At 66.2% G+C, this 26,477-nt stretch carries 26 protein-coding genes; 15 read left to right on the forward strand and 11 right to left on the reverse strand.

Annotation, left to right across the window (positions count from 1 at the left end):
* Position 1: 1 nt before the first annotated feature.
* The 3 genes from ASE82_RS15725 to ASE82_RS15735 form a co-directional block, all read right to left on the reverse strand.
* Positions 2-1,198: an acyl-CoA dehydrogenase family protein gene (locus ASE82_RS15725; protein ID WP_056065494.1), complete on the reverse strand. Its 1,197-nt coding sequence runs from the start codon at positions 1,196-1,198 to the stop codon at positions 2-4.
* Positions 1,199-1,446: 248 nt separating this feature from the next.
* On the reverse strand, positions 1,447-2,985 hold the full coding sequence (locus tag ASE82_RS15730; protein WP_235524751.1) for an alginate export family protein: 1,539 nt from the start codon (positions 2,983-2,985) through the stop codon (positions 1,447-1,449).
* A gap of 51 nt (positions 2,986-3,036) precedes the next feature.
* The gene (locus tag ASE82_RS15735; RefSeq protein WP_268795439.1) at positions 3,037-4,377 is read right to left on the reverse strand and encodes a dicarboxylate/amino acid:cation symporter; all 1,341 of its coding nucleotides are present in this window, start codon (positions 4,375-4,377) and stop codon (positions 3,037-3,039) included.
* Positions 4,378-4,584: 207 nt separating this feature from the next.
* On the opposite strand from ASE82_RS15735, the gene ASE82_RS15740 reads away from it, so the two are divergent.
* Together ASE82_RS15740 and ASE82_RS15745 are read left to right on the forward strand one after the other, a co-directional pair.
* The gene (locus ASE82_RS15740; RefSeq protein WP_056065296.1) at positions 4,585-6,369 is read left to right on the forward strand and encodes a sensor histidine kinase; all 1,785 of its coding nucleotides are present in this window, start codon (positions 4,585-4,587) and stop codon (positions 6,367-6,369) included.
* Positions 6,366-7,703: a sigma-54-dependent transcriptional regulator gene (locus tag ASE82_RS15745; RefSeq protein ID WP_056065298.1), complete on the forward strand. Its 1,338-nt coding sequence runs from the start codon at positions 6,366-6,368 to the stop codon at positions 7,701-7,703. The genes ASE82_RS15740 and ASE82_RS15745 overlap by 4 nt, the downstream gene beginning before the upstream one ends.
* A 94-nt stretch (positions 7,704-7,797) precedes the next feature.
* Here the strand turns inward: ASE82_RS15745 and ASE82_RS15750 are convergent, their stop codons facing one another.
* Genes ASE82_RS15750 through ASE82_RS15760 form a run of 3 tightly spaced genes read right to left on the reverse strand, consistent with a single transcriptional unit; the run spans position 7,798 to position 10,810 of the window.
* The gene (locus tag ASE82_RS15750) at positions 7,798-8,856 is read right to left on the reverse strand and encodes an AbrB family transcriptional regulator (protein WP_056065301.1); all 1,059 of its coding nucleotides are present in this window, start codon (positions 8,854-8,856) and stop codon (positions 7,798-7,800) included.
* Entirely contained in the window at positions 8,853-9,515 is a 663-nt protein-coding gene (locus tag ASE82_RS15755; RefSeq protein WP_056065501.1) for a spermidine synthase, read from the reverse strand. Before ASE82_RS15755 ends, ASE82_RS15750 begins: the two co-directional genes overlap by 4 nt.
* Entirely contained in the window at positions 9,512-10,810 is a 1,299-nt protein-coding gene (locus ASE82_RS15760) for an Hsp70 family protein (RefSeq protein WP_056065504.1), read from the reverse strand. The genes ASE82_RS15755 and ASE82_RS15760 overlap by 4 nt, the downstream gene beginning before the upstream one ends.
* A 286-nt stretch (positions 10,811-11,096) precedes the next feature.
* Between ASE82_RS15760 and ASE82_RS15765 the strand changes: the two genes are divergently transcribed.
* Entirely contained in the window at positions 11,097-12,920 is a 1,824-nt protein-coding gene (locus ASE82_RS15765) for a diguanylate cyclase (RefSeq protein ID WP_082441564.1), read from the forward strand.
* A 145-nt stretch (positions 12,921-13,065) separates the two neighbouring features.
* On the opposite strand, the gene ASE82_RS15770 is transcribed toward ASE82_RS15765, so the two are convergent.
* Complete coding sequence (locus tag ASE82_RS15770) at positions 13,066-13,419, reverse strand: lysozyme inhibitor LprI family protein (protein ID WP_056065303.1); 354 nt, start codon at positions 13,417-13,419, stop codon at positions 13,066-13,068.
* Positions 13,420-13,565: 146 nt separating this feature from the next.
* Between ASE82_RS15770 and ASE82_RS15775 the strand changes: the two genes are divergently transcribed.
* From ASE82_RS15775 to ASE82_RS15785, 3 genes are all read left to right on the forward strand, one after another.
* Entirely contained in the window at positions 13,566-14,504 is a 939-nt protein-coding gene (locus ASE82_RS15775) for a Gfo/Idh/MocA family protein (protein ID WP_082441566.1), read from the forward strand.
* Positions 14,505-14,722: 218 nt separating this feature from the next.
* Complete coding sequence (locus ASE82_RS15780) at positions 14,723-14,980, forward strand: hypothetical protein (RefSeq protein WP_056065305.1); 258 nt, start codon at positions 14,723-14,725, stop codon at positions 14,978-14,980.
* A gap of 78 nt (positions 14,981-15,058) precedes the next feature.
* Entirely contained in the window at positions 15,059-15,478 is a 420-nt protein-coding gene (locus ASE82_RS15785; RefSeq protein ID WP_082441568.1) for a lysozyme inhibitor LprI family protein, read from the forward strand.
* A gap of 9 nt (positions 15,479-15,487) precedes the next feature.
* On the opposite strand, the gene ASE82_RS15790 is transcribed toward ASE82_RS15785, so the two are convergent.
* Complete coding sequence (locus ASE82_RS15790; protein WP_056065306.1) at positions 15,488-16,396, reverse strand: LysR family transcriptional regulator; 909 nt, start codon at positions 16,394-16,396, stop codon at positions 15,488-15,490.
* Positions 16,397-16,483: 87 nt separating this feature from the next.
* On the opposite strand from ASE82_RS15790, the gene ASE82_RS15795 reads away from it, so the two are divergent.
* The 9 genes from ASE82_RS15795 (at position 16,484) to ASE82_RS15835 (ending at position 24,345) form a co-directional block, all read left to right on the forward strand.
* A complete protein-coding gene (locus tag ASE82_RS15795; protein ID WP_056065308.1) occupies positions 16,484-17,518 on the forward strand; it encodes an aldo/keto reductase in 1,035 nt (344 codons plus the stop codon).
* Positions 17,519-17,529: 11 nt separating this feature from the next.
* Entirely contained in the window at positions 17,530-18,723 is a 1,194-nt protein-coding gene (locus ASE82_RS15800) for an MFS transporter (RefSeq protein WP_056065310.1), read from the forward strand.
* A gap of 75 nt (positions 18,724-18,798) precedes the next feature.
* On the forward strand, positions 18,799-19,566 hold the full coding sequence (locus ASE82_RS15805; protein WP_056065312.1) for an SDR family oxidoreductase: 768 nt from the start codon (positions 18,799-18,801) through the stop codon (positions 19,564-19,566).
* Between the two features lie 105 nt (positions 19,567-19,671).
* Entirely contained in the window at positions 19,672-20,328 is a 657-nt protein-coding gene (locus tag ASE82_RS15810) for a PepSY-associated TM helix domain-containing protein (protein ID WP_056065314.1), read from the forward strand.
* 11 nt (positions 20,329-20,339) lie between these two features.
* A complete protein-coding gene (locus ASE82_RS15815) occupies positions 20,340-20,834 on the forward strand; it encodes a DUF2271 domain-containing protein (protein WP_200910736.1) in 495 nt (164 codons plus the stop codon).
* A gap of 10 nt (positions 20,835-20,844) precedes the next feature.
* Positions 20,845-21,684 carry a DUF4198 domain-containing protein gene (locus tag ASE82_RS15820; protein WP_056065318.1) on the forward strand — a complete coding sequence of 280 codons (840 nt, stop codon included), beginning with the start codon at positions 20,845-20,847 and terminating at the stop codon, positions 21,682-21,684.
* A gap of 24 nt (positions 21,685-21,708) precedes the next feature.
* Complete coding sequence (locus tag ASE82_RS15825) at positions 21,709-22,680, forward strand: FAD:protein FMN transferase (protein WP_235524752.1); 972 nt, start codon at positions 21,709-21,711, stop codon at positions 22,678-22,680.
* Positions 22,681-22,853: 173 nt separating this feature from the next.
* Complete coding sequence (locus tag ASE82_RS15830) at positions 22,854-23,615, forward strand: NUDIX hydrolase (RefSeq protein ID WP_056065320.1); 762 nt, start codon at positions 22,854-22,856, stop codon at positions 23,613-23,615.
* A gap of 1 nt (position 23,616) precedes the next feature.
* On the forward strand, positions 23,617-24,345 hold the full coding sequence (locus tag ASE82_RS15835; protein WP_056065322.1) for an extensin-like domain-containing protein: 729 nt from the start codon (positions 23,617-23,619) through the stop codon (positions 24,343-24,345).
* A gap of 158 nt (positions 24,346-24,503) precedes the next feature.
* Here ASE82_RS15835 and ASE82_RS15840 read toward each other — a convergent pair whose 3' ends face one another.
* The 3 genes from ASE82_RS15840 to ASE82_RS15850 all read right to left on the reverse strand — a co-directional run bounded on the left by ASE82_RS15840 (position 24,504) and on the right by ASE82_RS15850 (position 26,455).
* Positions 24,504-25,058, reverse strand: a complete 555-nt coding sequence (locus ASE82_RS15840) for a hypothetical protein (protein WP_056065323.1) — start codon at positions 25,056-25,058, stop codon at positions 24,504-24,506.
* A 236-nt stretch (positions 25,059-25,294) separates the two neighbouring features.
* The gene (locus tag ASE82_RS15845) at positions 25,295-25,594 is read right to left on the reverse strand and encodes a hypothetical protein (protein WP_056051272.1); all 300 of its coding nucleotides are present in this window, start codon (positions 25,592-25,594) and stop codon (positions 25,295-25,297) included.
* Positions 25,595-25,675: 81 nt separating this feature from the next.
* Positions 25,676-26,455 carry a transglutaminase-like domain-containing protein gene (locus ASE82_RS15850; protein WP_056065325.1) on the reverse strand — a complete coding sequence of 260 codons (780 nt, stop codon included), beginning with the start codon at positions 26,453-26,455 and terminating at the stop codon, positions 25,676-25,678.
* Positions 26,456-26,477: the final 22 nt, after the last annotated feature.

Consider the following 26,477-nt stretch of genomic DNA (forward strand, 5'->3'; position numbering starts at 1 on the left):
ATCACAGACCCAGAATGGCTTTGGAGATGATGTTCTTCTGGATCTCGTTCGACCCGCCGAAGATCGACAGTTTGCGATTGTTGAAATAGCTCGGCGCCGCCATCGCCGCGTCCTCCGGCCCGACATCCTCGCCGTTCCACCCGGCCTCCAGAGCTTCGGGTATGTAGGGCGCGGCATACGAACCATAGGCGCGACGCGTCAGCGAGGTGATCTCCTGGCGGATCTCGGTGCCCTTGATCTTGAGCATCGAGCTTTCCGCACCAGGCGCACCGCCACCCGCGACCGCCGCCAACACGCGGAGGTTGGTCGTCTGCATGTTGGCCAAGTCGATCTCGACCCGCGCCATCCGCGCCGCGAACAACGGATCATCCGCCAGCGAGCGCCCGCCCTTCTTCTGCATCTGCGCGACTTCCTTCAACCGCTCGAACGACGCGATCGAGAAGCCGACGCCGGCGATGTTGGTGCGCTCATAGGTCAACAGGTACTTGGCGTAGGTCCAGCCCATATTCTCTTCGCCGACGAGATTGGCGACGGGCACCTCGACGTCGGTGAAGAACACCTCGTTCACCTCCTGCTCGCCGTCGATCAGCGTGATCGGGCGGACCTCGATGCCGGGCGACTTCATGTCGATCAGCAGGAACGAGATGCCCTCCTGCTTCTTCGCGGTCGCATCGGTGCGGACGAGGCAGAAGATCATGTCGGCATGCTGGCCGAGCGTGGTCCAGGTCTTCTGGCCGTTGACGACATAGACGTCGCCCTTACGGACAGCGGTGGTCTTGAGGCCCGCGAGATCGGAGCCAGCACCCGGCTCGGAATAGCCCTGGCACCACCAGTCGGAGCCGTCGAGAATCCGCGGCAGCCACTGCTTCTTCTGCTCTTCGGAGCCGTATTTAATCAGCACGGGACCGAGCATGTTGACGCCGAACGGAACGACGCGGGGCGCGTGCGCGAGCGCGGACTCGTTATCGAAGATGAAGCGCTGGATCACGCTCCAGCCAGGGCCGCCCCATTCCTCGGGCCAATGGTTCGCCAGCCAGCCGCGTTCGTTGAGGATCGCGTGCCATTCCTCCATGTCCAATTTGCGGAGGCGCTTGCCTTCGCGGACCAGTGTCGAGAGCCGCGCGGGGAGTTTGTCGCGGAAGAACGCGCGGACTTCGTCGCGGAAGGCTTCTTCCTCGGGCGTGAAGCTGAGATCCATGGCCATGTGACTCCTGATGTTGGAGTCCATGTGCCACAGTCGATCGAGGAATTGAAGGACCGGTATGGTCCAAAACGAAGAAAACGCAGTGCCGAACGACGCAGGTTAATCCGGACGGTATCCGACTACTTCTCCCCTCCCTGAAAGGGAGGGGTCGGGGGTGGGTCGGCCAGCTTGAGCCCCGCGTGTTCGACTATGCGGAAGCCGACCCACCCCCAGCCCCTCCCTTCCAGGGAGGGGAGAAAGCGTCAGAACCGATAGCTGATCCAGCCGGCAAGGAAGTCGGAGTTCTTGTACCCCGCATTCGTCAGCGCAGGCCCCGCGATCAGATGCTCATAGCGCCCGGTGAAGGACAGTCGTGAGGTGAACGGATACACCGCCTGGAACCGCAGCGTATCGGCGATCTTCTTCCCCCCGAAATTCTGCGTGCCGGCAAACGCCGAGCCGTTCGCGCGGTACACTGCATCGCTCGTCGTATCGCGCCACGAGCGCTGATATTCCGCGGTCAGCCGCAGCTTGTCGAACACGCTGAACGTCACGTTCGGCGCCAGCGCGACCAGGTTGGTCGGCGTCGCGAACAGTTGATAGCTGTAATAGATGTTGTTGCCGAACGGCGCGAGCGAGTTGCGCAGCGTGCCCTTCCCGTATGCGCCACCACCGCTGGCATAGTCCGCATGGAAGCCGACGCGCGGCGCGGACTTGCCCTCGCCGAGCTTGTAGGTCTGCGCCAGCAGGATCAGCCACGCCTTGATCGAGCGATTGTCGTACGAACCGCCCTGATAGTTGATCGTCCAGTCGAGATTGACCGGCCCCGCATCGCCCCAGACGTGCAAACCATAGAAGTTGCGAACTTCGCGCGCGTTGTCGGTGCCCCATACCGCCGCGCGGTTGCGCAGGCGCCAAAGGAACGGATCGACGTACAACTTCGAGCCGCCGAACAGCGTCTCCGGCACGACGATGCCCGTCGAGATACCCGAGAAGCGCCGCGCGCTCTCCGCATTGTCATCCTGTGTACCGCCATTGCCATACGCGGTCGGCTTGTAATCGAACACGTCGGCGCGGACGCCGGCGGTGCGTGCCCAGGCGCGGAAGCCGTTGAAGCCGAAGAACAGCGTGTTGTTGTCACGCGGCACGACCAGCAGGTTCGGGCCGTCGGCGAACGTCTGGCGGCCATAGCGCACGCCGACATCGACGTCGGCGACCGTCCCGGTAAGATCGACGAACGCCTGCTGCACGGCCAGCTTGTTGCGCAGGTTCGGCAGCGCGGTGCCGAGATTCCGCCCTTCCAGAGTACCGTGCGCGAGTTCACCGTAGAAGCGAAGGTGCTGGCCGACATGCAGGTCGGCACCACCGAACAGGCGAAGGATGTCCTGCCGCTGTGCCTCGGCATCGCGCAGGTTGGGGTTGGTGGTCTGGTTGACGCGGAACCGCGCCTCGCCCGATAGCGTCAGATAGACGTCGCCATCACCCGCGATCGAGATGAACTTTAGCTGGTCGACGATGTCCTTGCGCTTCTTCGGATCGCGCAGCTTCGACCAGTCCTCCGCCCAGCGCGACTGGTTGTAGCCACCCGCCGTCACCCCGTCGCCGATCGCGGCATTGGGATAGCTCTCGGCGATCGGCGAGGCTTCGGCGGTGCTCGACACGTCCTTGGCGCCGGCATTCGCCTGTCGCGAGGGCGGCGCTTCGGCCTGCGCCATCGCCGCGCTCGAAAAGGCCAGGGTCGAAAGCGCGGACGCGGCAAAGCCGGCCGCATACGCCATGCGGCGGATCGTCATCGAGGTCATAAGCAAATATCCGGTACAGGACGCGGGACCGGCGAACCGGCCCCGTACGCGTCAGTGGGCAGGAACGGCAGCGATGGGAGCAGGCACGAACTCGGGAAGCTTGCCCGACAGCGCAGCGTCGAGCTTGTCGCGGTCGAGTGCGCCCTCCCAGCGAGCGACGACGATCGTCGCGACCGCGTTGCCGATAAAGTTGGTGAGGCTGCGGCACTCGCTCATGAAGCGGTCGACGCCGAGGATCAGCGCCATGCCGGCGATCGGCACGGTCGGCACGATCGACAACGTCGCGGCCAAAGTGATGAAGCCCGCGCCGGTGACGCCCGCGGCACCCTTCGAAGAGATCATCGCAACGACCAGCAGCAACAGTTCCTGGCCGAGCGTCAGGTGCGTGTTGGTCGCCTGCGCGATGAACAGCGCGGCCAGCGTCATGTAAATGTTGGTACCGTCGAGATTGAACGAATAGCCGGTCGGCACGACCAGCCCGACCACCGACTTCTCGCAGCCTGCCGCCTCCATCTTCTGGATCAGGTTCGGCAGTGCGGCTTCCGACGACGACGTCCCGAGCACCAGCAGCAGTTCCGCCTTCAGATACTTGATCAGCTTGAAGATCGAGAAGCCGGTCAGCCGTGCGACCGTGCCGAGCACGACGATCACGAACAGCGCCGCAGTGAGATAGAAGGTCGCGACCAACGCGCCGAGATTGGCAAGGCTGCCAATTCCGTATTTGCCGATCGTGAACGCGATCGCACCGAACGCACCGAGCGGGGCCGCGCGCATCAGGATGCCGACCAGCTTGAAGACGATCAGGCTGAGCCGCTCGAGGAAGTTCAGCACCGGCTTGGCAGGCTCGCCGACCAGGCTGAGCGAGATACCGAACAGGATCGCGACGAGCAGGATCTGGAGGATGTTGCCCTCGGTGAACGCGCTGACCATCGTGTCCGGGATGATGCTCATCAGGAACCCGGTGATCGTCGTCTCGTGCGCCTTCACGGTGTAGTCGGCGATGCCCTTGGTATCGAGCGTGGCGGCGTCGATGTTCATCCCCGCGCCCGGCTGGACGACGTTGGCGACGATCAACCCGACGATCAGCGCCAGCGTCGAGAAGAACAGGAAGTAGGCGAACGCCTTGCCCGCGACGCGGCCGACCGAGCCGAGCTCCTTCATGCCGGCGATGCCGGTGACGAGCGTCAGGAAGATCACCGGGGCGATGATCATCTTCACCAGCTTGATGAACGCATCGCCGAGCGGCTTCAGCGCCGCGCCGTACGCCGGATAGAAATGTCCGAGCGCCGCGCCGAGCGCGATAGCGATCAGGACCTGGATATAGAGCTGGCCGCTCCAGCGCTTCCGCGCGGGCGTTTCCGCGACGCCATATGTCTGGGTGGGTAGGGTCAACATCGCCTCCTGGTATTCTCGTCCACTCACGCGGGACGTTGTGTGCGACGGTAATGCCGGGCCGGACCGGGGACTACAAGAGTGGGGTCACAAGCCCGCAAAACGTTGGTTTTAAGCCATTTATTGGCATACCGATTATTCTGACGTGTGGGAAATGTCATGTTTCAGTAATAGCGTAACCGCTGCGTGTGTGATAATCCGCACAAAATGAGGCGACTCCGATCCTCCCTTTTCGTCACCGCGTTGACGGTGCTGATGGCATTCGCAGCGCTTGGCGTGATCGTCGCGGGAGTCGCCTCGATCTACGGCCAGCGCGCCGCCCAAGACGCGCGCGCGGGCGTGCGTATGCGCGCGGTCCAGCAGACGCGGAGCAACCTTCGTCTGCTCGAAGCCGAATTGCAGACCTATCGCCTGCTGCCGATCATGCTCGGCGAATATCCCGATGTCCGCGCGGCACTCGCGTCGGGTAAGGTCGACCCCGCGCTCAACACCAAGCTCGCGCTGCTGGCAGAGCGCACCGGCGCACCGGTCATCTACGCGCTCGATACGCAGGGCATGACGATCGCCGCCTCGAACGCCGGGCGCCCGGACAGCTTCCTCGGCCACGACTACCGCTTCCGCGACTATTTCACCAAGGCGATGGCCTCCGGCGCAACCGAGTTCTTCGCTCTCGGCAGCGTCAGCGGGCGGCCCGGCCTGTACTTATCGCGCCGGATCGACCGCGCCGGGCGCCCGCTCGGCGTGGTCGTGGTCAAGGTCGAGTTCGAGAAGATCGCGCGCGCGTGGATCCAGGACCGGATGGCGACCTTCGTCACCGATCCCGACGGCATCATCCTGATCTCCAGCGATCCGAAGCTCGAATTTCGCACCACCCGCCCGCTCTCGCCTTCGCGTCGCGCCGAGCTGGTCGAGACGCGCCAGTTCGGAACATCGCCACTGGCCCCCGCCCCACTGACGCTCGCCGACGGGATCTCACGTCTGCCCGACGGATCGCCTGCAATCACGGTATCGCTGCCGGTACCGATCTCGGGCTGGCGGCTGGTGCATATGGAGCCGCTCGACGCTGCCCTGCGCACCGCCGCTGCGCGCACGCGCTGGGCCACCGCGATCGCCGCGATGCTGACGATCGCGACGATACTCGGCGCGTGGTGGCTGTACGAGCGACGCAAGCGCAACGTCGGCGCGCGGGCAGAACTGGAAGCGGAGGTCGCCCGCCGCACCGCCGAACTCCGCGCCACCGCCGACCGCCTCCAGATCGAGGTCGAGCAGCGCGAGGCCTCCGACCAGCGGTTCCGCCAGGCGCGCGAGGAACTGGCGCACGCCAACCGCGTCGGCTCGATCGGCACGATCACCGCCAGCGTCGCGCACGAGATCAACCAGCCCGTCGCCGCGATCCGCACCTTCGCCGACAATGCCGCGGCGTTCCTGGACCGCGGCGAACCCGCGCGCGCGGCAACAAATCTCCAGTCGATCGTCGACCTCACCAGCCGGATCGGGACGATCACCGCCGGGCTCAGGCGCTATGCCCGGCGCGGCGCAGGCTCGATCGGCCCCGTCGCGCTCGACGAGGCGATCGACGGCGTCCGCCTGCTGATCGGCGACCGCTTCCGCGCCAAAGGCGTGACGCTCGACCTGCCGAACGGTCCCGAGGCGCGACTGACGGTGATCGCCGGCCGCGTCCGCCTGGAGCAGGTGCTGGTCAATCTCCTCCAGAACGCGCTCGATGCGGTCGCCGACCGCCGAGATGCCCGGGTGAGCGTGACGGTCGGACGGAAAGGCCGCGATGTCGTGCTGACCGTCGCCGACAACGGCCCCGGCATCGAGCCCGACATCGCCGACCACCTCTTCACTCCGTTCGCGACCAGCAAGAAGGACGGCCTCGGGCTCGGCCTCGGCATCGCGCGCGACATCATGACCGAGTTCGGCGGCACGCTCGACCTCGTCCCCGCTCCAGAAGGCGCCATCTTCCGTATGATCCTGGTGAAGGCTTGAGCGAGCAGGCGGTTCTGCTCGTCGACGACGACGACGTGTTGCGCGGGGCGCTCGAGCAATCGTTCGAACTCGCCGGGATCGCGGTGATCGCGGAGCGCGACCCGACCGTCGCGCTCGCCCGCGTTACCGCCGGGTTCGACGGCGCGGTGGTGTCCGACATCCGCATGCCGAAGATGGACGGCCTCGAACTCTTCCGCCGGATCGCCGCGATCGACCACGAGATCCCGGTGCTGCTGATGACCGGCCACGGCGACGTCGCGATGGCGGTCGCCGCGCTGAAGAACGGCGCGTTCGACTTCATCCCGAAGCCGTTCGCCACGGACCATTTGATCGCGGGGGCACGCCGCGCGCTCGAAATGCGCCGCCTCGTCCTCGACAACCGCCGCCTCCGCGCCGCCGCCGAGGAAACGGTCGGCGCCGAACCGCTGATCGGCGAGACCCCGGTGATGGTCCGCCTCCGCGAAACGATGCGCCAAATTGCTCAGGCCGACATCGACGTTCTGATCGAGGGGGAGACCGGCACCGGCAAGGAACTCGTCGCCGTCCTGCTCCACCGCTGGAGCAACCGACGGTCACGGCCCTTCGTGGCAGTCAACTGCGCCGCGCTGCCCGAGGCTGTCGCGGAAATCGAGCTGTTCGGCCACGACGGCGACTCCCGCCTGCCGCGCACCGGCCGGATCGAGGCCTCGAACCGCGGCACGCTGTTCCTCGACGAAATCGAGAGCACGCTGCCGGCGTTTCAGGCAAAACTGCTCCGCGTGCTCGAGGAGCGCGAGGTGATGCCGGTCGGTGGCGACCTCCCGCGTGCGCTCGACCTGCGCGTGATCGCTGCCGCCAAGCCTGGCCTTGATCACGCGGTCGAGGAAGGCCGCTTCCGCGCCGACCTCCTCTTCCGCCTCGACGCGGTACGCCTACGCATCCCGCCGCTCAGAGAACGCCGCGACGACATTCCGCTGCTGTTCGGTCACCTACTCCACCAGGCGGCGGAACGGTTCGGCCGCGAGGTCCCGACGATCGACACCGCGACGCTAGCGTATCTCGGCCAGCACGACTGGCCCGGCAACGTCCGCGAACTCGACAACCTCGCCAAGCGCATGGTGCTCCGCGTGGAAGCCGAAGACCCCGTCGACGAAGACAGCGACATCCCCCTCCCCGCCCGCGTCGACAAGTTCGAGGAAGCGACGATCCGCGCCGTGCTCCAACAGGTCAGCGGCGACGTCCGCTCGGCCTTGGCCGCACTCGGCATCCCGAGAAAGACGTTCTACGACAAGCTCAAGCGCCACGACATCGACGTCGAGGCGTATCGCCCGAACAAATCTCCCCCGTCATCCTGACGAAAGTCAGGACCCAGAGCCACGACCGCTGTCCCCTGTAACCCTGGGTCCTGACTTTCGTCAGGATGACGACGGCATATGAGGCCCTGCCGCGCTAAGTCGGGATTACCGGCGGCGGCACACCGCCCTGCCGCGTCGCCACGAACTTCGCGAGCGGCGGCCCGATCAGCAACACCCCCAGGAACCGCAACACCTGAAGCGCCATCACGAACGGCACATCCACCGGACTCGACGCAGCAATGATCGCGACCGAATCCATCCCGCCCGGGCTAGTCGCCAGATACGCCGTCACCGGATCGATCCCCCACCAGCGCGTCAACGCCGCGGCGATCCCGCCGCAGAACGCGATCAGCAACGCCACCGACAATAGGATCCGCGGCATCGCCTTCCCCGCCACCCGCAGCGTATCGCGCGTGAACGACAGCCCGATCCGCCACCCGACCACCGCATAGCTGATCGCCAGCAACCACTGCGGCAACACTGGCTGCGCGACGCCGGTAACGTTGAGCGCCGCCCCCGCCACAAGCGACCCGAGCAGCGCGCCGGCGGGTAGCTTCAGCACGACCCCCACGGTCGCACCAACACCGGCAATCGCGATCGTCCGCAGCACGGCAACCGGATCGACCGCCGCAAACCACGTGCCCGCAACATGATGCCCGCTCCCGCCGCCGACCATCACCGCCGCCAACACCGACGCAACCACCGCCACACTCACCACCCGCGTGTAGGTCATCACCGCGACCAGCCGCGAGTCCGCGCCGTAAGCCTGCGCCATCAACACCATCGCGCTCGCAGCACCCGGCGTCGATCCCCACACCGCGACGGTCCCCGGCAACACCTGCCACCGGCTCAGCAGGTATCCGAGCACGCTGCTAGCGGCGAGCGTGACGAAATTGACCATCAGGAACACCGGCCAGTGATCCGCCACCGTCGCGACGATCCCGGTCGTGATCGACCCCGCGATCAGCGTCCCGACCGCCGCCTGCGCCCCGCGAAACGCCGACGTCGGCACGCTAAGCGACCACCCCCGCACCGCCAGCACGACCGCCGCGACCATCGGCCCGAGCAGCAACCCCGCCGGCAGCCCGACAAGCTCCAGCAGCCCCGCGATCACCGCCGACAGCGCGATCAAGACGGCCCAGCGCCAGATCATGCCTTGGTAGCGAACCAGATCGTGTGCCGCGCGCCGCCCTTCCGCGTAGCGCGCGCGCTAACTTCGTCGACCGCAAACCCTGCTTCGGCAAGTCGGGTAGCGAACGGCTTACTCGGTGCCGACGACCACACGGCAAGTACGCCACCGGGTCGCAACGCCGCCCGCGCCAAAGACAATCCGCGCGCCCCGTAAAGCCGGTCATTACCCGGCCGCGAAATTCCGTCCGGACCGTTGTCGACGTCGAGCAGGATCGCGTCCCAATCGCCCTCGGCGATCGCCGCGGCGACATCGCCCTCGAAAATACGCGTCCGCGGATCGGCAAGGCTGTCGCCATGCACCGCCGCCATAGGCCCGCGCGCCCATTCGATCACCGCCGGCACGATCTCCGCCACAACTACCTCCGCGTCAGGCCCAAGCCGAGCCAACGCCGCGCGGAGGGTAAACCCCATCCCAAGCCCGCCGATCAGCATCCGCACGCCTGGCCGCCCACCGATCCGATCGCACGCCTGCTCCGCCAACGCCTCTTCCGACCCGCTAAGCCGACTGTTCATCAACTCGTTCGCGCCGAGCATGATCGAGAACTCCGCACCACGCTGGAGCAAGCGAAGCTCACCCCCACCCGGCACCTGCGCCGTCCCGAGAAGCACGCGCGGGATCATGCCGACCAAGCCGCAATATCGTCCTGCTCGCCGATCAGCGCGAGGCCGTGCGCGATCGACGTCAGCTCGCCACCACTCATGATCGCCGCCTCGCCGAACCGCTCGACGAAGATGCGGCGGATGCGCGGGATCAACGACGATCCGCCGGTCAGGAACACCCGGTCGATCTCGCCGCCACCGACGTTCGCCACCTCCAAGGCCCGGTCGACCGCCGCCTCGATCCGCACCACGTCGTCGGCGATCCAGCCTTCGAACTGCGCCCGCGTCACGTCCGCCTCGATCTCAAGCCCCGCGCCCGCAAAGTGGAAATGCGCATCCTCACCGCTCGACAGCGCACGCTTGAGCGACCCGACCGCATCATACAGCGGATAGCCAAGTTCGTTCTCGATCACCGCGATCATCCGCCCGATTGCATCCGGATCCACGGCGGTCTTCTGCAACCGCTCCAGCTCGGTCATCGTCTTGCGATTGCGCATCAGCGCCAGCCTGGACCAGTCCGCGAAATCGGCGAAATACGCGCGCGGAATCTCCAGTTCCTTGCCGAACGACTTGTACGCGCCGCCCTTGCCGAGCATCGGCAGCACCAGCCGGTCGAGAATCCGGTAATCGAACCGATCGCCCGCGATCCCGACGCCCGCATGACCCAGTGGCGTACACCGCCGCGCCGCGCCCGGCTCGGCCACGCGCACCACCGAAAAGTCGCTCGTACCACCGCCGAAATCCGCCACTAGGATCGTCGCCGGCTCGGTCAGCCGCGTCGCGTAGCTATACGCCGCCCCGAGCGGTTCGTAGACGTAATGGATCTCCGCCCCGAAGCCCTTGAACATCGCGTCATACCGCGTCCGCGCCAGCGCCTCGTCGGGCCGCGCGCCGGCATATTCGACCGGGCGCCCCACCACGATCCGGTGCGGCCGCGTGTCGAGCTTGCCGCCCGCATGGGAAATAAGCTTTTCGAGGAACAGCTGGCCCATCTCCTCGAAGCGATAGCGCTTGTCGAACACAGACGCCTGCTCGAACGTCTTCATCGCCGCGACCGACTTGAACGACTGGATGAACCGGCTGTCGAGCGGGTATTCCATATATTCGGCGATCGCCCACGGCCCCGCATCCGACGCGAGCCCCTTGCCGCTGTCGTCCTGCCAGAAACACAACGCCGAGCGGAATACCGGGCTCGTCTCGGCAGGGGCAGCGAACGTCACGAGTTCGGGCGTCCCGCCGCGCGTCCCCAGCGCCACGACGCTGTTGGTCGTGCCGAAATCCAGCCCCAAGGCGGGGCCGCCAGCGTCCGTCTGCATCGCGTCGTCCTTCAATGAACGCGCGCCTATGCCGATGCGGGGTGCGGGATGGCAACCCCGTGCGTGCTTCGGCGGACCAGTTGAGCGGGTTTGGTTGAGCCGCGATCTATGACCGGATGACCGCACACAGCGGAAGCCCGTTAAGAGTCGGTCTCCAGCGGTTTGCCTTTTTCGAGGAACGCCGTTCGCCCCGATTTTATCGGGCCGCCCCTTTCCCGCGGACGAAACAAGACCGGTCCCTCGCAGCGTAACCAAACGCTAAGCTCTTGGGGATAAGCATGCCGCGATGTTCGTATCGCTGACAGCGCGTATCACCGCGATCGGGCTCATAGTCCTCCTCGCGTTGGCGTCTTTGGCGGGGCTCCTTGCCGATGCGTCGTATCAGGCCAGCCAGAGCGTTCACTGGGCCGCGCATTCCGCTGGGATCATCGAGACGACCGAGGCGGCGCTGGGCGATCTGCGCGAGGCCGAATCCGGCCAGCGTGGCTTCGTCATCACGCGCGATCCAGCCTATGCTCGGTCGTACGCCGAACTTGTGGATAGCGCTGCCCGAACCATCGCCCGAGTCGTTGAACAGACCAACGACAATCCGCTTCAGCATGCACGGGCGCAGAAAATCGCGTTGCTGATGAAGGAGCGCTCCACTATTTTGCTGCAACCGTTGAATCTTGCCCGCCGGGGTGATTTTTCAGGCGCGGTCGCGGTCATCGCGAGTGGCCGCGGTCGCGAACTGATGGATGCGATCAGCGTGCGCGCACAGGGCTTTCTCGATGAGGAACGCGCGCTCCAGTCCACGCGGCAGGACGCAGCGGTTCAGCGGCTGGAAAGCGGCAAGAGACTGGCGATACTCGGCGCGATCGCCGTCGCACTCGTCGTCGTCGGCAGCTTTGCGCTGCTCGTCCGGGCGATCCGCCGCCCGCTGGCGACCATGATGCGAGCGATGACCGCGCTAGGCAGCGGCGAACAGGACGCCCGCATCGACACTGCGATGGGATCGCGAGAATTCACCCGCCTTGCCGTCGGCTACAATGCGATGGCCGACCGATTAAGGGGTGCCGTCGCAGACCAGGGCACCAGCGAGCGGCAATTGCAGATCGTCAACACCGAACTCGAGCAGAACACGAAGTCGCTTCGCGAACGCGGCGAGGTGATCGAACTGCTCGGCGGCATGGCGCATCGCATGCAGGCCGCGCGCACCGACGATGAGTTGGCGCAGATCGTCCGGGTATTCGTACCGCAGGTGCTTCCCGACATCCCCGGTGCGCTGTACGCGCACAACAACTCGCGTAATTGCCTTGCCCCCGTCGCGAGCTGGGGCGGCATTACCGTGCCGATCGAAGGCTTTGCGCCAGAGCGGTGCTGGGCGCTGCGTCGCGGCCAGAGCCACTCCGTCGAAGACCCCAGCCGCGAGATCGTCTGCGGGCATGTCGCGGAGAACGAGGTGTATCATTGCGAACCCCTGCTCGCGGGCGGCGAGGTCATCGGCGTGCTCTATCTCCAGGGACGGATCGGAGCCGAGAACCGCTTCCGGATGAACGTGCTGACCGAGAACATCGCATCCGCGCTGGTCAACCACCGCTTGCAGCGATCGCTACGCGAGCAGACGATCCGCGATCCGCTCACCAGCCTGTTCAATCGTCGCTACATGGAAGAAACGCTCAAGCTGGAGATCGCCCGATCCTTGCGCGCGGGGAGTCCGCTCAGCCTCGTCATGTGCGACATCGATCATTTCAAGCGGTTCAACGACGAGTTCGGCCACGATGCCGGCGACTCGGTGCTGCAGATGGTCGCCGCGGAGATGCGCAGTCGGTTCCGCGACGGCGATGTCATCTGCCGCTTCGGCGGCGAGGAGTTCACGATCATCGCGCCGGGCACGACCGCGGAAGCGCTTGCCGGTCGCGTCGAGACCGTGCGGCGCGCCATTGCGGAACTGGCCGTCCGGCACGGCAACCGCACGCTGGGCTCGACCAGCATGTCGTTCGGCATCGCAACCTGGTCCGACGCCATGGACCGGGACGGCGCGACACTCATCCAGGCGGCGGACATGGCACTGTATCAATCCAAGCGTGACGGCCGCAACCGCGCCACGATCAGCATGCTAGCGGCTTGATCCGGGCCGTTCGGCCCGCTCCCGGTGCGCCGTTGGCTGGAACAGCGTCATGCTGAGGACCGGATTGCCCGGATAGAGAATCTCACCGAATTGAAGACCCTCTCCGACCCCGCTCCGCTTCCAAACGGCTGTGGCAGGGATCACATCAGCGGTAGCGCGCAAGCCACGCGGTGCGCCGATCGGTCTGCTTGGTCAGGCAGGCGGGATGGTTCAGGCGTTCGATCGTGCCGACGCCGTCGCCTTGGTCGAGCGGGCAGGCGGCGTCGCGCTGCTTGATCCAGGCGCGCTGCGACGTGCGCAATGCGGCGCGACGCGCAGACGGCAACCGTTTCATGGTGGCGGCATAGGTCCTGTTCAGTCGCCCATCGGCCCGCTTGTGGTCGGCGCCGAAACAGGCCGCCATCGCTGGGGTGATACCCTGCGCGGCCTCCCCGGTGTTGAGGCAGCGGTCGAGATCGGGCGAGCCGGCTAGGGTGAGGGCAAGCGCTAGGATCAGCATTTCAGGTCTCCTTTCCCTGTCCAACGTCGCAAGGCCGGGTCGGTTCTGTGGCGACTGCGTAAATCGTCAGCCCCGCGAAGCCACGTATCGGCACGAAGCGCGATTGCGGTATCTAGCGCACCGGAATTGACAGATCGGAGATCGCGATGCGCGTGTTGGTGACGGGATTGGGCGACATCGCTCACAAGGGATATCTGCCGGTGCTGGCGGCCAACCCCGAACTGGAACTCCATCTGGCGACACGCGACCAGCGGGTTCTCCGTGAAGCCGGACGTTCGTTCCGCGTGCCTCACCTTCATGCCAGCGTAGAGCATGCATTGGAGGCGGCGACCTTCGACGCGGCGTTCATCCACGCGGCCACCAGCGCGCATCCTGCGCTCGTTCGACTGTTGCTGGAGCGGCGTATCCCCACCTTCGTCGACAAGCCGCTCGCCGACAATCTTGCCGAAGTCCAACAGCTTGTGGCGCTGGCGGAACGCCAGGAAACCCTCCTGACAATAGGATTCAACCGCCGGTTTGCCCCGGACTATGCGGCGCTTCGTGGTGCCGACACGGATTTGATCGTCATGGAAAAGCACCGTCACCGACAGGCCGACACGCCGCGCAAAGTGGTGTTCGACGACTTCATCCATGTCGTCGACACGCTGCTGTTTCTGGCACCTGCCCCAATACTGCGCCGCACGATCGAGACTCATGTTGAGCATGGGCTGCTCAAGGCGGTGACGCTGATGCTGGCCGGTGACGGCTTTACGGCCATCGGCACGATGCACCGGGATAGCGGACTCGATGAGGAACGACTGGACGTGATCGGTAACGGCGTGCGGCAGTCGGTCCGGAACATGTCGGAACTGGTGCGCTCCGCAGGCACGGAGTGCCACCACCGGCGCGGTGACTGGACCTCCGTCGGACGTCAGCGTGGCTTCGAGGACATGTGCGCGGACTTTCTGACGGCAGTACGAGAGAAACGCCCCACCCCGGCTGCAGACATCCTGGCGACGCACGCGCTCTGCGAAGCCATCACCTTCCATGCGGATGCGCAAGCAACACCGGACCGACCGTCTTATACAAATATTTCAGCTAATTAGAACATCGTCCGAGGCACTTGAGAAATACGCGTCAAGTATCTCAAAACCAAATCGGTTGGGTTTGAGCGTCGAATTCTCCTCATCGTAAGCAACTAGTCCGCATCGATAACCGATACAATTATCCGTCCGATCCGGACATGTTATCATCAGGAACCCACGCGGTCTGGAATCGTTGGTGCCCCGCAGCCGCAACGGCTGTTCCATGAGAAGAGTGACTTATGATTAAAACATTGATTCTCGGCGCGTCCGCCGTCGCCATGACTGCCCTGCCAGTTGCGGCCAGCGCCGCGCCTGTCGCCAATTCGGCACAGTCGCTCTCGGTGGCGTCGCCGGTTCGTGCGGGCACGTCGTCGAAGAAGGCAAGCAATCTCACCGGCGTGAGCATTGTTCCGCTGATCATCGGCGTCGGCATCGTCGCTGGTGTGACGTACCTGATCGTCGACCATGAAGACGACAACAACTCCGACAGCAACTAAGTGAAATGGGTCGGGTAACACCGGCCCATTTTTCTATCGAACAGATTGCCGCGGATCGACCCGCATCGAGGCGAACCGATGACCCGCGCATGGCTTCTACTGGCGCTGCTGGCATGGCCCGCCGACCTTGCCGCAATGCCGTCGGCCGATCCTACCGGCACCGGATTGGCGCGTTGCCTGGAGCGCGAAGCCAACGCCTCCACCGCCGGCCAGACCGAATGCCAAGCTACAGCGCTGCGCGACTATGATCGGCGCATGAACCTTGCGTACGCGGCACTGCTGCGGCGGCTCCCTGCCCCGGCAGCGCAATCCCTGCGCCAATCGCAAAGGGCCTGGATCACCTTCCGGGATGCCGAGGACAGGGCGCGAACTGCTATCTACGCCACCCGCAGCGGCACGATGTACGTCCCGATGGAGGCGGCTGCCGGGACAATCCTGACGCGAGACCGCGCGCTGCTACTAGAAGGCTATGCCCGCGTACTCTCGATCGAGCGCTAACCGTCCCGATTAACTGGCAAGTCGGGCGACGAGGAAATCGACGAACACGCGCACGCGCGCCGGCGTGTTCGTGCCGCCGACGAACACCGCGTGGATCTGCTCGACATCGCCTGGATTGAAGTCCTCCAGTACGGGCACGAGCCGTCCCGCGGCGATGTCGTCGACGACGCTGAACGCGCCGACACGCGCGATCCCGACCGCCGCACAGGCAAGCTGGCCCAGCGTCTCGCCGTTGTTCGCCTCGATATTGCCCTTCACCGACAACGCGATATCCTGCCCGTCGCGGCGGAATGGCCAAACCGGTTCGACGCGACGAAAGTTGAAGTTGAGGCAATTGTGCGCGTGCAGGTCTTCCGGGACCATCGGCGTCCCGCACCGTGCGAGATAGTCGGGCGCCGCGACGATGACGCGGCCGCTTTCGCCCAGTTTGCGCGCGGTCAGCAGGCTGTCGGCCAGCGGACCGAAGCGCACCGCGACGTCCGCCTGCCCGCCCGCGACATCGACGAGCGTATCGGTTAGTGCGAAATCGACCAGGATATGCGGATACGAACGCGCGAACTCGCCCAGCAGAGGCACGATGCACAACCGCCCATGCGATAGCGCGGCGCTGATCCGCAGCCGCCCGCGCGGCGCACCTTGATCCGCGATCTGCTGTTCCGCGTCGTCCAGGTCGGCGAGGATCCGCCGCGCGGTCTGCAGATAGACCTGCCCCTCGACGGTCGGCGTCAGGGCCCGCGTCGAGCGCAGCAGCAACCGCACGCCAAGCCGTGTCTCGATCCGGTCGATCGACCGCGCCACCGCCGATGGCGTCAGCCCCAGCGCGCGACCAGCCCCCGAGAAACTGCCCTCGCGCATCACCGTCGCGAAGATCTCCAGCGCACGGGCCCGGTCGGCGCCTATCCCGATCTTTGCGTCCACGTCACAAATCCTTCGCCGTCACATCGTCTAATAAGGGGGCACCATACCGTCCATCTATGCACCAACGCGAACATCGGGGATACGCACATGGACTATCGGCAATTGGGATCATCGGGCTTGCGCGTTCCCGTGTTGAGCTTCGGCACCGCGACCTTCGGCGGCACCGGGCCGTTGTTCGGCGCGTGGGGACGCAGCGACGAGACCGAAGCACGGCGGCTGGTCGATGTCTGCCTGGAGGCGGGCGTGACATTGTTCGACACCGCCGACGTCTATTCCAACGGTGCCTCGGAGTCCGTGCTCGGCGCGGCGATCAGGGGGCGGCGCGACCGGGTGTTGATCTCGACCAAGACCGGCCTGCCGATGGGTGACGGCCCGCAGGACTGGGGCGCGTCCCGGTCGCGACTGATCCGCGCGGTCGAGGATTCGTTGCGGCGGTTAGGAACCGATTACATCGACCTGCTCCAGCTTCACGCCTTCGATGCATCGACCCCGACCGAGGAGGTGATCGGCACGCTCGACACGCTGATCGCTGCGGGCAAGATCCGCTATGCGGGCGTGTCCAACTATCCCGGTTGGCAGCTTCTGAAGGCGCAAGGCATCGCCGACCGCCACGGCTCGCCGCGGCTAGTCGCGCACCAGGTCTATTACTCGCTGATCGGTCGCGCGTACGAGGCAGACCTGATGCCGGTCGGCGCGGATCAGGGAGTCGGCGCGCTGGTGTGGAGCCCGCTTGGCTGGGGTCGCCTGACCGGCAAGATCGGGCGCGACCGGCCGATCCCCGCGGGCAGCCGCCTGCACGATACCGAACAATTCGCACCGCCGGTCGAGGCCGAGCACCTCTACCGCGTGATCGACGCGCTCGAGGCGGTCGCGGCGGAGACAGGCAAGACGGTGCCGCAGGTCGCGATCAACTGGCTGTTGCGCCGCCCAACCGTATCGTCCGTCATCATCGGCGCACGCAACGAAGCCCAGTTGCGCGACAATCTGGGGGCGGTCGGCTGGGAACTGACGGTCGCACAGGTCGCTATGCTCGATACGGCCAGCGATGTGCTGCCACCCTACCCCCATACGCCCTATCGCCAGCAAGAGGGTTTCGCCCGGCTGAACCCTGCGCTGGTCTGAGGAACGACATCATGAAACTCAATCCCGGCCTGCTGGCCCTCGCCGTCGGCGCGTTCGGCATCGGCGTGACCGAATTTGCGCCGATGGGCCTGCTTCCCGTCATCGCGACCGATCTAGGCGTGTCGATCCCGACCGCGGGGTTGCTGATCAGCGCCTATGCGCTCGGTGTCGTGATCGGTGCGCCGTTGATGACGCTTACCACCGGGCGGGTGCCGCGGCGGACGTTGCTGATCGCCCTCGCCGGTATTTTCACCATCGGCAACCTGCTCGCGGCGGTATCGACCGGCTACGGCATGCTGATGGCCGCGCGGATCCTGACCTCGTTCAACCACGGCGCGTTCTTCGGCGTCGGGTCGATCGTCGCGGCCAGCCTCGTACCGGCGGAACGACGCGCGGGCGCGGTGGCGGCGATGTTCATGGGGCTGACGATCGCGAACGTCGTCGGCGTGCCGCTCGCGACCTGGGCAGGCGACCATCTCGGCTGGCGCGCGTCGTTCTGGGGCATATCGGCGCTCGGCGTGGCGACGATGGCGGCGCTGCGGCTGACGCTGCCGGCTTTGCCTGCGCCCGAGGGCAGCGATGCGATGGCGGAACTGCGCGTACTGACACGGGGCCCCGTGCTCGGCGCGCTGGGCCTGACCGTGGTGGGCGCGAGCGCGATGTTCACCGTGTTCACCTACATCACGCCGATCTTGCGCGAAGTGACCCACGCCTCGCTCGGCTACATCACCGCGATGCTGGTGACCTACGGCCTGGGGCTAACGCTCGGCAACTGGCTCGGCGGCCGTTTCGCCGATCGCTCGGTCGACCGGACGTTGATCGTCACGCTCGCCTCCCTGACGGCAATCTTGATCGTGTTCGCACTGCTGATGCCGTTCAAGATTCCGACCGCGATCCTCATCTTCCTCTGGGGTATCGCGAGTTTCGCGCTCGTTCCGCCGCTGCAGATCCGCGTGATGCATGCCGCGGCGGACGCGCCCAACCTCGCATCCGCGATGAACATCGGCGCGTTCAACCTGGGCAACGCGATCGGCGCGGCAGTCGGCGGTGGCGTGATCGCGGCAGGGTTCGGGTATCCGGCGGTGGCGATGGCGGGTGCCGTCTCGTCGGCTCTCGGGCTGATCGCGGTCGTCGTCAGCGTTCGTAGGGTTGCCACGCGCAGTCGCCGCCATCCTGCGTCGGTGGGCACGGTCGAGGCTATGTAGAAGCCGCCCCCTGGACGATGGGGACCGAACGCGCATCGCCTGCGTTGTACGGCCGCTATCATCAGGAGACGCACCATGAACCCAACCGGCAACACTATCCTCATCACCGGCGGCGGGTCGGGTATCGGCGCCGCGCTGGCGCAGCGTCTCCACGATGCGGGCAACGCGGTGATCGTTGCCGGCCGACGTCAGGAAGCGCTCGACGAGGCGATCGCAGGGCGGGAGAACATGAGTGCGATCACGCTCGACATCGACGACCCCGCCGCGATCGAGGACTTTGCCAAGCGCGTCGTCGCCGAACATCCCGCACTCAACGTACTGGTCAACAATGCCGGCATCATGAAGCTGGAGGACGCCGCGACCCGCCGTGATCTGACCGATGCGGAGGCCACGATCGTCACCAATCTGCTGGGTCCGATCCGGCTGACCAATGCGCTGGTCGATCATCTTGCGGCACAGTCCGGCGGCACGATCGTCAACCTGACGTCCGGGCTCGCCTATGTCCCACTGACCGCCGCACCCACCTATTCGGCGACCAAGGCGGCGATCCATTCCTACACCGTGTCCTTGCGTCGCGTCCTGGACGGCAAGGTCGAGGTGGTCGAGATCGCGCCCCCCGGCGTGCAGACCGGTCTTACCCCCGGGCAGGAAACGCGCCCCGGCTACATGCCGCTGGAGGCGTTTGCGGATGAGGTCATGGCGCTTTGGACGCAGCAGCCCACGCCTAACGAGATACTCGTCGAACGTGTTCGGCCGTTGCGCAATGCCGAAGCCGATCATCGCTTTCCGGAAGCCGTCGTGCAGTTGAACGAAATGGCCGAACGCGCGCGCCGCGGGGGCTGATCGCTGGTGCCTCGACGTACGAAACGTCGAAGCACCACCCGCCTTTTCTGCTAACTATTCTCAATAGCCTTGATCTGCCTGTTGCGAGCCGATAGGCGGATCAGCGTGAACGCGTCCCAAACTTCCCCGTCGCCCGCGACGATCGCCAAGCGCAAACGCAAATGGCGAAGCTGGTGGCTCAAGCAATTGCACAGTTGGCACTGGATCAGCGCGGCGCTGTCGCTGACCGCGATGCTGTTGTTCGCGATCACCGGCATCACGCTCAATCACGCCGCGTCGATCGGTGCCAAACCGGTGGTCGTGGAGAAAAGCGGGACGTTACCGCGCTCGCTGCTCCACATGCTCAGCGCACCGCATACCGCCGACGCGCCGCTCCCCGTTCCCGTCGCCAAGGCGGTCGCGAACGCGGTCGGGCTCGATCCCGCCGGCAAGCCCGTCGAATGGTCCGATAGCGACGCCTATGTCGCCTTGCCCCGCCCCGGCGGCGACGGCTGGGTCAGCATTGCGCGCGCGACCGGCGCGATCACCGCGGAAACCACCGATCGTGGCTGGATCTCGTATCTGAACGACCTGCACAAGGGTCGCAACGCGGGCGCGGCGTGGTTCTGGTTCATCGACGTCTTCGCAGGGGCGTGCATCCTCTTCACGCTCACCGGGCTCCTGCTGCTGCAACTCCACGCGCGGCACCGGCCCTCGACCTGGCCGATCGTCGCGGCCGGACTCGCGCTTCCCGTCTTGCTCGCCATACTGTTCATCCATTGAGGGGTTTCGCCATGCGTCCTACCGCGTTCCTGTTGCTCGGCGGGGCGATCACCGCGCCTGCCCTGTCGTCGCCTGCGGTTGCAGCGCCGCCCGGTGCGGTGACGATCACGGTTCCGCGGCTCGACGTCGCCGAATATCATCGCCCCTATGTCGCGGTATGGCTGGAGCCGGTCGGCGGCGGCGCGCCGCGGACGCTGGCGGTCTGGTACGACCTCAAGAAGCGCGGCAACGATCCCGGTACCAAATGGCTCGCGGACCTGCGCGCATGGTGGCGCAAGGGCGGCCGCAGCATGACGATGCCCGCCGACGGCGTCAGCGGCGCGACGCGGACGCCGGGCCAGTACACCATCCCCCTGCCCGCCGACGTCAAACCCGGCCAGTATGTCCTCAATGTCGAGGCTGCGCGCGAGACCGGTGGTCGCGAACTCGTCTCCGTACCGCTTACCGCCGGAGCCCGCACCACGGGCAAGACCGAGCTCGGCGCCGTCGCCATCTCCGCCCGCTAAGGATCACAGCATGAAGCCTTTTGTTGCACGCCTGATGGCCGCCGCTGCGCTGCTGTCGATCCCCGCCGCGCTGTCTGCGCACCGCATGTGGCTGTTGCCGTCGGCCACCGTGTTCTCAGGGACCGATGGCTGGGTGACGGTCGACGCCGCGGTCTCGAACGACCTGTTCTTCTTCGATCACCAGCCGCTCCGCCTCGACGGCATGAAGGTGTGGCAGCCCGACGGCAGCGAAGGCGCGTTGCAGAACGGTGCGACCGGGCGCTATCGCTCGGTGTTCGACGTCAAGCTCGACAAGCCCGGCACGTGGAAGATCGGCACGCAGATGTCCGCCGTCATGGGCAGCTTCAAGGTCGATGGCGTCGAGAAGCGCCTCGGCGGCCGTCGCGGTCCGCCGCAGCCGAACGCGCCCGCCCCGCTGACCGTCGCCGACATCCCCGCCAACGCGACTGACGTGAAGGTCACCGAGGTATCGGGCCGCAACGAGATCTTCGTGACCGCCGGCGCGCCGACCACCACCGTCTTCAAGCCGACCGGCAAGGGCCTTGAGTTCGCACCGATCACCCACCCCGACGAACTGGTCGCGGGCGAGACCGCCAAGTTCCGCTTCCTGGTCGATGGCAAGCCCGAGGCGGGGTTGAAGGTGACAGTGATTCCAGGCGGCAAACGCTATCGCAACGACGAGGGCGCACGCGAGCTGACCACCGGCGCTGACGGCGTGTTGAGCGTCTCGTGGCCGACCGCCGGGATGTACTGGCTCAACGCAACGCTGACCGACGCCAAGGCAACGAGCCCGCGTGCGACCGAACGCCGGATGAGCTACGTCACGACGCTCGAAGTGCTCACGCCCTGAGGCGTGCGGCATGAGTTTGGCGGCATGAGGATCGCGCTGCCGCCGACGATCGACGCCGCGGCGTTCGCGGCGCGCGATCCGTCGGCGATGGTGCTCGATCTGCACGGCGAGACGATGGGGACGTCGTGGAGCGCGCGCTTCGCTGCGCCCCCCGGCACCGATCCGTCGTCGATCCGCGCCGCGATCGTCGCGCGGCTGGCCGGGATTGTCGCCGAGATGAGCCACTGGGCACCGGACTCGCTCCTGTCCCGCTTCAACCGGTCGCCGGGCGGCACCTGGACGACGCTCCCACGCGACTTCGCGCACGTCGTGACGCGCAGCCTGGCGATCGCGGAGGCTACCGGTGGCGCGTTCGATCCGGCGATCGGCAGGCTCGTCGATGCCTGGGGTTTCGGCCCCGTCCCCGTCGCTTGCCCCCCTAGCATACCCGAAATCGAGATGGCCCGCGCGACATCAGGCTGGTCTCGCCTCTCGTTCGCCGCCACCGGCGCGCATCTTCACCAACCCGGCGGCACCGCACTCGACCTGTCGGGGATCGCCAAGGGCCACGCGGTCGACGCCGTCGCCGACCTGCTGCACGACGCGGGTATCCCGAACGCACTGGTCGAGATCGGCGGCGAACTCGTCGGTCGCGGGATCAGGCCCGACGGCGACCCCTGGTGGGTCGACCTCGAAAGCCCGCCCGGCCTGACACTCCCCCCGCTCAGAATCGCGCTGCACGGTCAGGCAGTAGCAACCTCCGGCGACTACCGCCGCGGCGCCCACACGCTAGATCCACGCACCGGACGCCCGATCGACACCGGCGTCGTCTCCGCCAGCGTCATCCACGAGACCGCGCTCGACGCCGACGCCTGGGCGACCGCACTCACCGTGCTCGGCCCGGACGGCTTCGACCTTGCGCGAAATCACGGCATCGCCGCTCGCCTCATCACCGAAATCGGCGGCACCACGTGCGAATACCTAACCCCCGCACTCGCCGCCATGCTCGCAGACTGACAGCTTACAACCGAGCGTCTCCCAGTTTCCCCGCGAAGGCGGGGACCCAGACTGGACTCCCGCCTTCGCGGGAGAACAAGGTTAACCGCGCCGGATCGCATGTATCCCTAGCACCGAAACGCCAACGCCCCCACGACGCTACCCGATTCCGCCCTCGCGCGTTACCAAAGCCAATGACCGACGCGCTTCCCCCCGCCATCCCCGCCGCGACGCTCGTCATCTTCCGCGACACGCCAGCCGGCCCCCCGGAACTGCTGATGGTCGAGCGCGCCAAGGCGATGGCGTTCGCGGGCGGAGCACTGGTATTCCCCGGCGGCCGCGTCGATCCCGGCGACCACGCGCTGGCGGCTATGCTCGGCCGCCCCGACGACGAGACCGCCGCGCGCATCGCCGCGATCCGTGAGACGATCGAGGAGGCCGGGCTGCCGATCGGCCTGTCACCGATGCCCTCCATCCAGGCCTTCGAGCGGTTGCGCGCCGCTCTCCACGCCGGAACCGCGTTCGGTGAAGCATTGGCGGACGCAGCCACGTCCCTCGATCTCGATGCACTGGAATATTTCGCCCGCTGGCGGCCAGCGCACGCCCACGCGCGCATCTTTGACACGCGCTTCTATCTCGCCCGCCTGCCCGCCGACGCTCCCGCGGCGCGGGTCGACGAGACCGAAAACGTCCGTCTGTTCTGGGCCACCGCGGCGCACATTCTCGCCGAGACCGATGCCGGACGCGCGACGATCATCTTCCCGACCCGCCGCAATCTCGAACGCCTCGCGCAATTCACCGATTTCGACGCCGCGGTCGCTAACGCCCGCGCGCATCCTATCCGCACCGTCACGCCGTGGACCGAGATACGCGACGGCGTCGAGCATCTCTGCATCCCCGACGACCTCGGTTATCCGATAACGTCGGAGCCGATGTCGGACGCGGTGCGCGGCTGACATGCGCGCGGTGCGGAGGATGATCGGGTGGCTGGTGGCGCTGGTCGTTATCGCGACGCTCGCGCTGATGCTGTGGGCTAGCCTGCGCGGCCGGCCGCAGGACGTGCCCTGGGCGCCGCTCGATCTCGGCCAGCCGATCGGCCTGTTCACGGGCCGCAAGCTCACCGCGCTGACCGAGGATTTCCCGCAATGCCGCGCGCTGCTCGACCGCGCGGGGGTGCGCTACACCGTCCTGCCGCCACGCAAGGGCGAGGGGCAATGCGGCTATGCAGACGGCGTGCGCCTGACCGGCGGTGCTCGAAAGATCGCCTTCGCACCTGCCGGGTTAGGCGTCGCCTGTCCGGTCGCCGCGGCGCTGGCGATGTGGGAATGGAACATCGTCCAGCCTGCCGCCGAACGGCACTTCGGCGCACGCGTCGCGACGATCGATCATTTCGGCAGCTATAGTTGCCGCCGCATCGCCGGCAGTCATTCGAGCAACTGGAGCGAACACGCGACTGCCGACGCGGTCGACATCGCCGGTTTCCGCCTGACCGACGGCACCCGCGTCACCGTCGCGCGAGACTGGAAAGGCGACGATCCCAAAGCCGCATTCCTCCGCGACGTCCGCGACGGCGCCTGCCAGCTGTTCGCGACGACCTTATCCCCCGAATACAACGCCGCGCATGCCGATCACCTGCATCTCGACCAGGCGAACCGTGGGTCGATGGGATTGCGTGCGTGTCGGTGATCCGATCCCCCTCGTACCCCCCCGGCGAAGGCCGGGGTCCAATTGGGAGACCTGGCTAAACGAAGGGGTGCGCATCGTTACTGCGACCTCTCCAATTGGGCCCGGCCTTCGCCGGGGTGGATAACGCCCTGACAGTCCGCCTCGCTACCCGTGAGATTTCAGCTCGCCAAGGTCGTCCCCGAATCCACCTTCTCGACCCAATACGGAAAGAAAGCCGGCTGCCGGTTCGACCAGCCCGACGCGGTCGCCGCCGCCTCGCTGATCGACTGGAGCAGCTTCCGCCGCAGTTCCGGATGCAGATGCGGCAGCGCCGCCGCCGCGCAGAACGCCGATGGCAGCCACGGCCGGACTTCCGCCCCGATCAACCGCTCGTACAGGAACCGCAACGCCGAGAAACTCGTCAGCCGCCCCTGCCCCAGGTCAAACGCAACCAGCGTCATCAGTGGCGCCAGAAACGGCTCGATCGCATCGAGCCCACTATCGTCCGGCACCATCGCGCGCAGATCGGGAAGGTTGTTGTACAGCCGCGCCTGCGCCCGGATGCTTGCCGCCTCGACCACGTCGCGGGACCAGCGCTGCATCGCGTCCTCACGGTCCAGCCCCACGTCGAGCGAACGCCGGATATACCGCTGCGTCGAACTCGGAAAAGCCGCGAATTCCTTCATCTCGGCGAGGGTCATCGACCCCTGTGCCGGTTTCATTCTGGAAGCCATGTCGTCACCCCGCTCTCGTCAAGGAACCGGCAGACTATGCGCTCGGATGGTTAACAACGACCCTATCGCGCGTCATCTTTCCGTAACACCAAGCGACCATGAAAGCTGTTGCGCTGCAACAAGGCTGCGACGAACCGAACGAAACTAAGCGATTTGATCGTCTTGCGAGGCGTTTGGGCAACAAAAAAGCGCCGGTCGTTGCTGACCGACGCCCGTTCGTTGAGCAAATGCGAGGGTTACGCCTGCTTTTCGCGCAGCGCCCGCTCGGCATCCTCGTCATAGCCCGACGACTTCGCCGGCTCGGTGCCAGACCCCGGCTGCGTCGCCGAAATCGGATCGCTGCCGTCCATCGACTCGTCGAGCCCGTTGTCGAGACGCGCGTCGGCGCTGTCGGGGTTCTTCTGCAGGCGCTTGCCGATCGACTTGTCCTGGCCCGCCTCCTGGCGCGGATCGCGACCCGAGCTCTTGCCCTCGGCATCCTTGTCGTCGGGCGCTACGGACAGGCTATCCAGCGCGCTTTTGTCTATGTCGGTCATTGCGACGTCCCTTTTTAATCTTGGCGATGACCAACGGTCGAAGCGAAGTTTGTTTCCCGGCGATGGGCTCCGCGGGGCGGCTCAATCCAGCGGCGTCACCTTCACCGTCTGCTCCCACAGATATGCCTGCCCGAACACCGTCATGAACGCGATATCGGTCGCATCGCGCCCGACGCAGACCCGCGCGATATCGCTGCACGTCGCCATCTTCGTCGCATCGATCAGCCGCCAGTCGCCTGCCAGCCACAGCTCCGCGACCGCATGGAAGTCGGGCGGATCGACACCCGGTGCATAGGCCGACACGCACCGCGCCGGAATCCCACCCGCCCGCGCGAGCGACACGAGCAGATGCGAATAATCCCGACACACCCCCGAGCGCGACGCAAACGTATCGAGCGCAGTCGTCTCCCCGCTGCTCGATCCGCATCGATAGTCGAGCGACTGATACACCCACTCGGTCAGCGCCGCCGCCAGCGGTCCGCCTTCCAGTCCCCCGAATTCGCGCGCGACGAACCCCTCGAACCGATCCGACGGACAATAACGGCTGGGCATCAGATACGGCGTCAGTTCGCCATCGAGCATCCGCGGCGACGTCGCCGGATACAGCTCGAGCTGCACCCGCTCGCGCTTCACCGCGACGATGGCCTTATACTCGGCCGTGAACCGCCCATGTCCGCGCGACCAGCAACGCTGGCCGATCCCGTCCTCGCCGCGCACGGCCCGGATCGGACTGTCCGACCACAGGGTAAGGGACTCGGACTCGATCGTCTGGTCGGCCATCGCCGCCGCCTCGATCTGGAGGAGCACATCGGCGTCCCCCGTGATCCCGTAATCCAGACGCACGTCGATCGAGAGCCGCATTGCGCGTCCCATTCCTGTCCCG

The sequence above is a fragment of the Sphingomonas sp. Leaf230 genome, assembly GCF_001421745.1.
Classification (GTDB): Bacteria; Pseudomonadota; Alphaproteobacteria; order Sphingomonadales; family Sphingomonadaceae; genus Sphingomonas.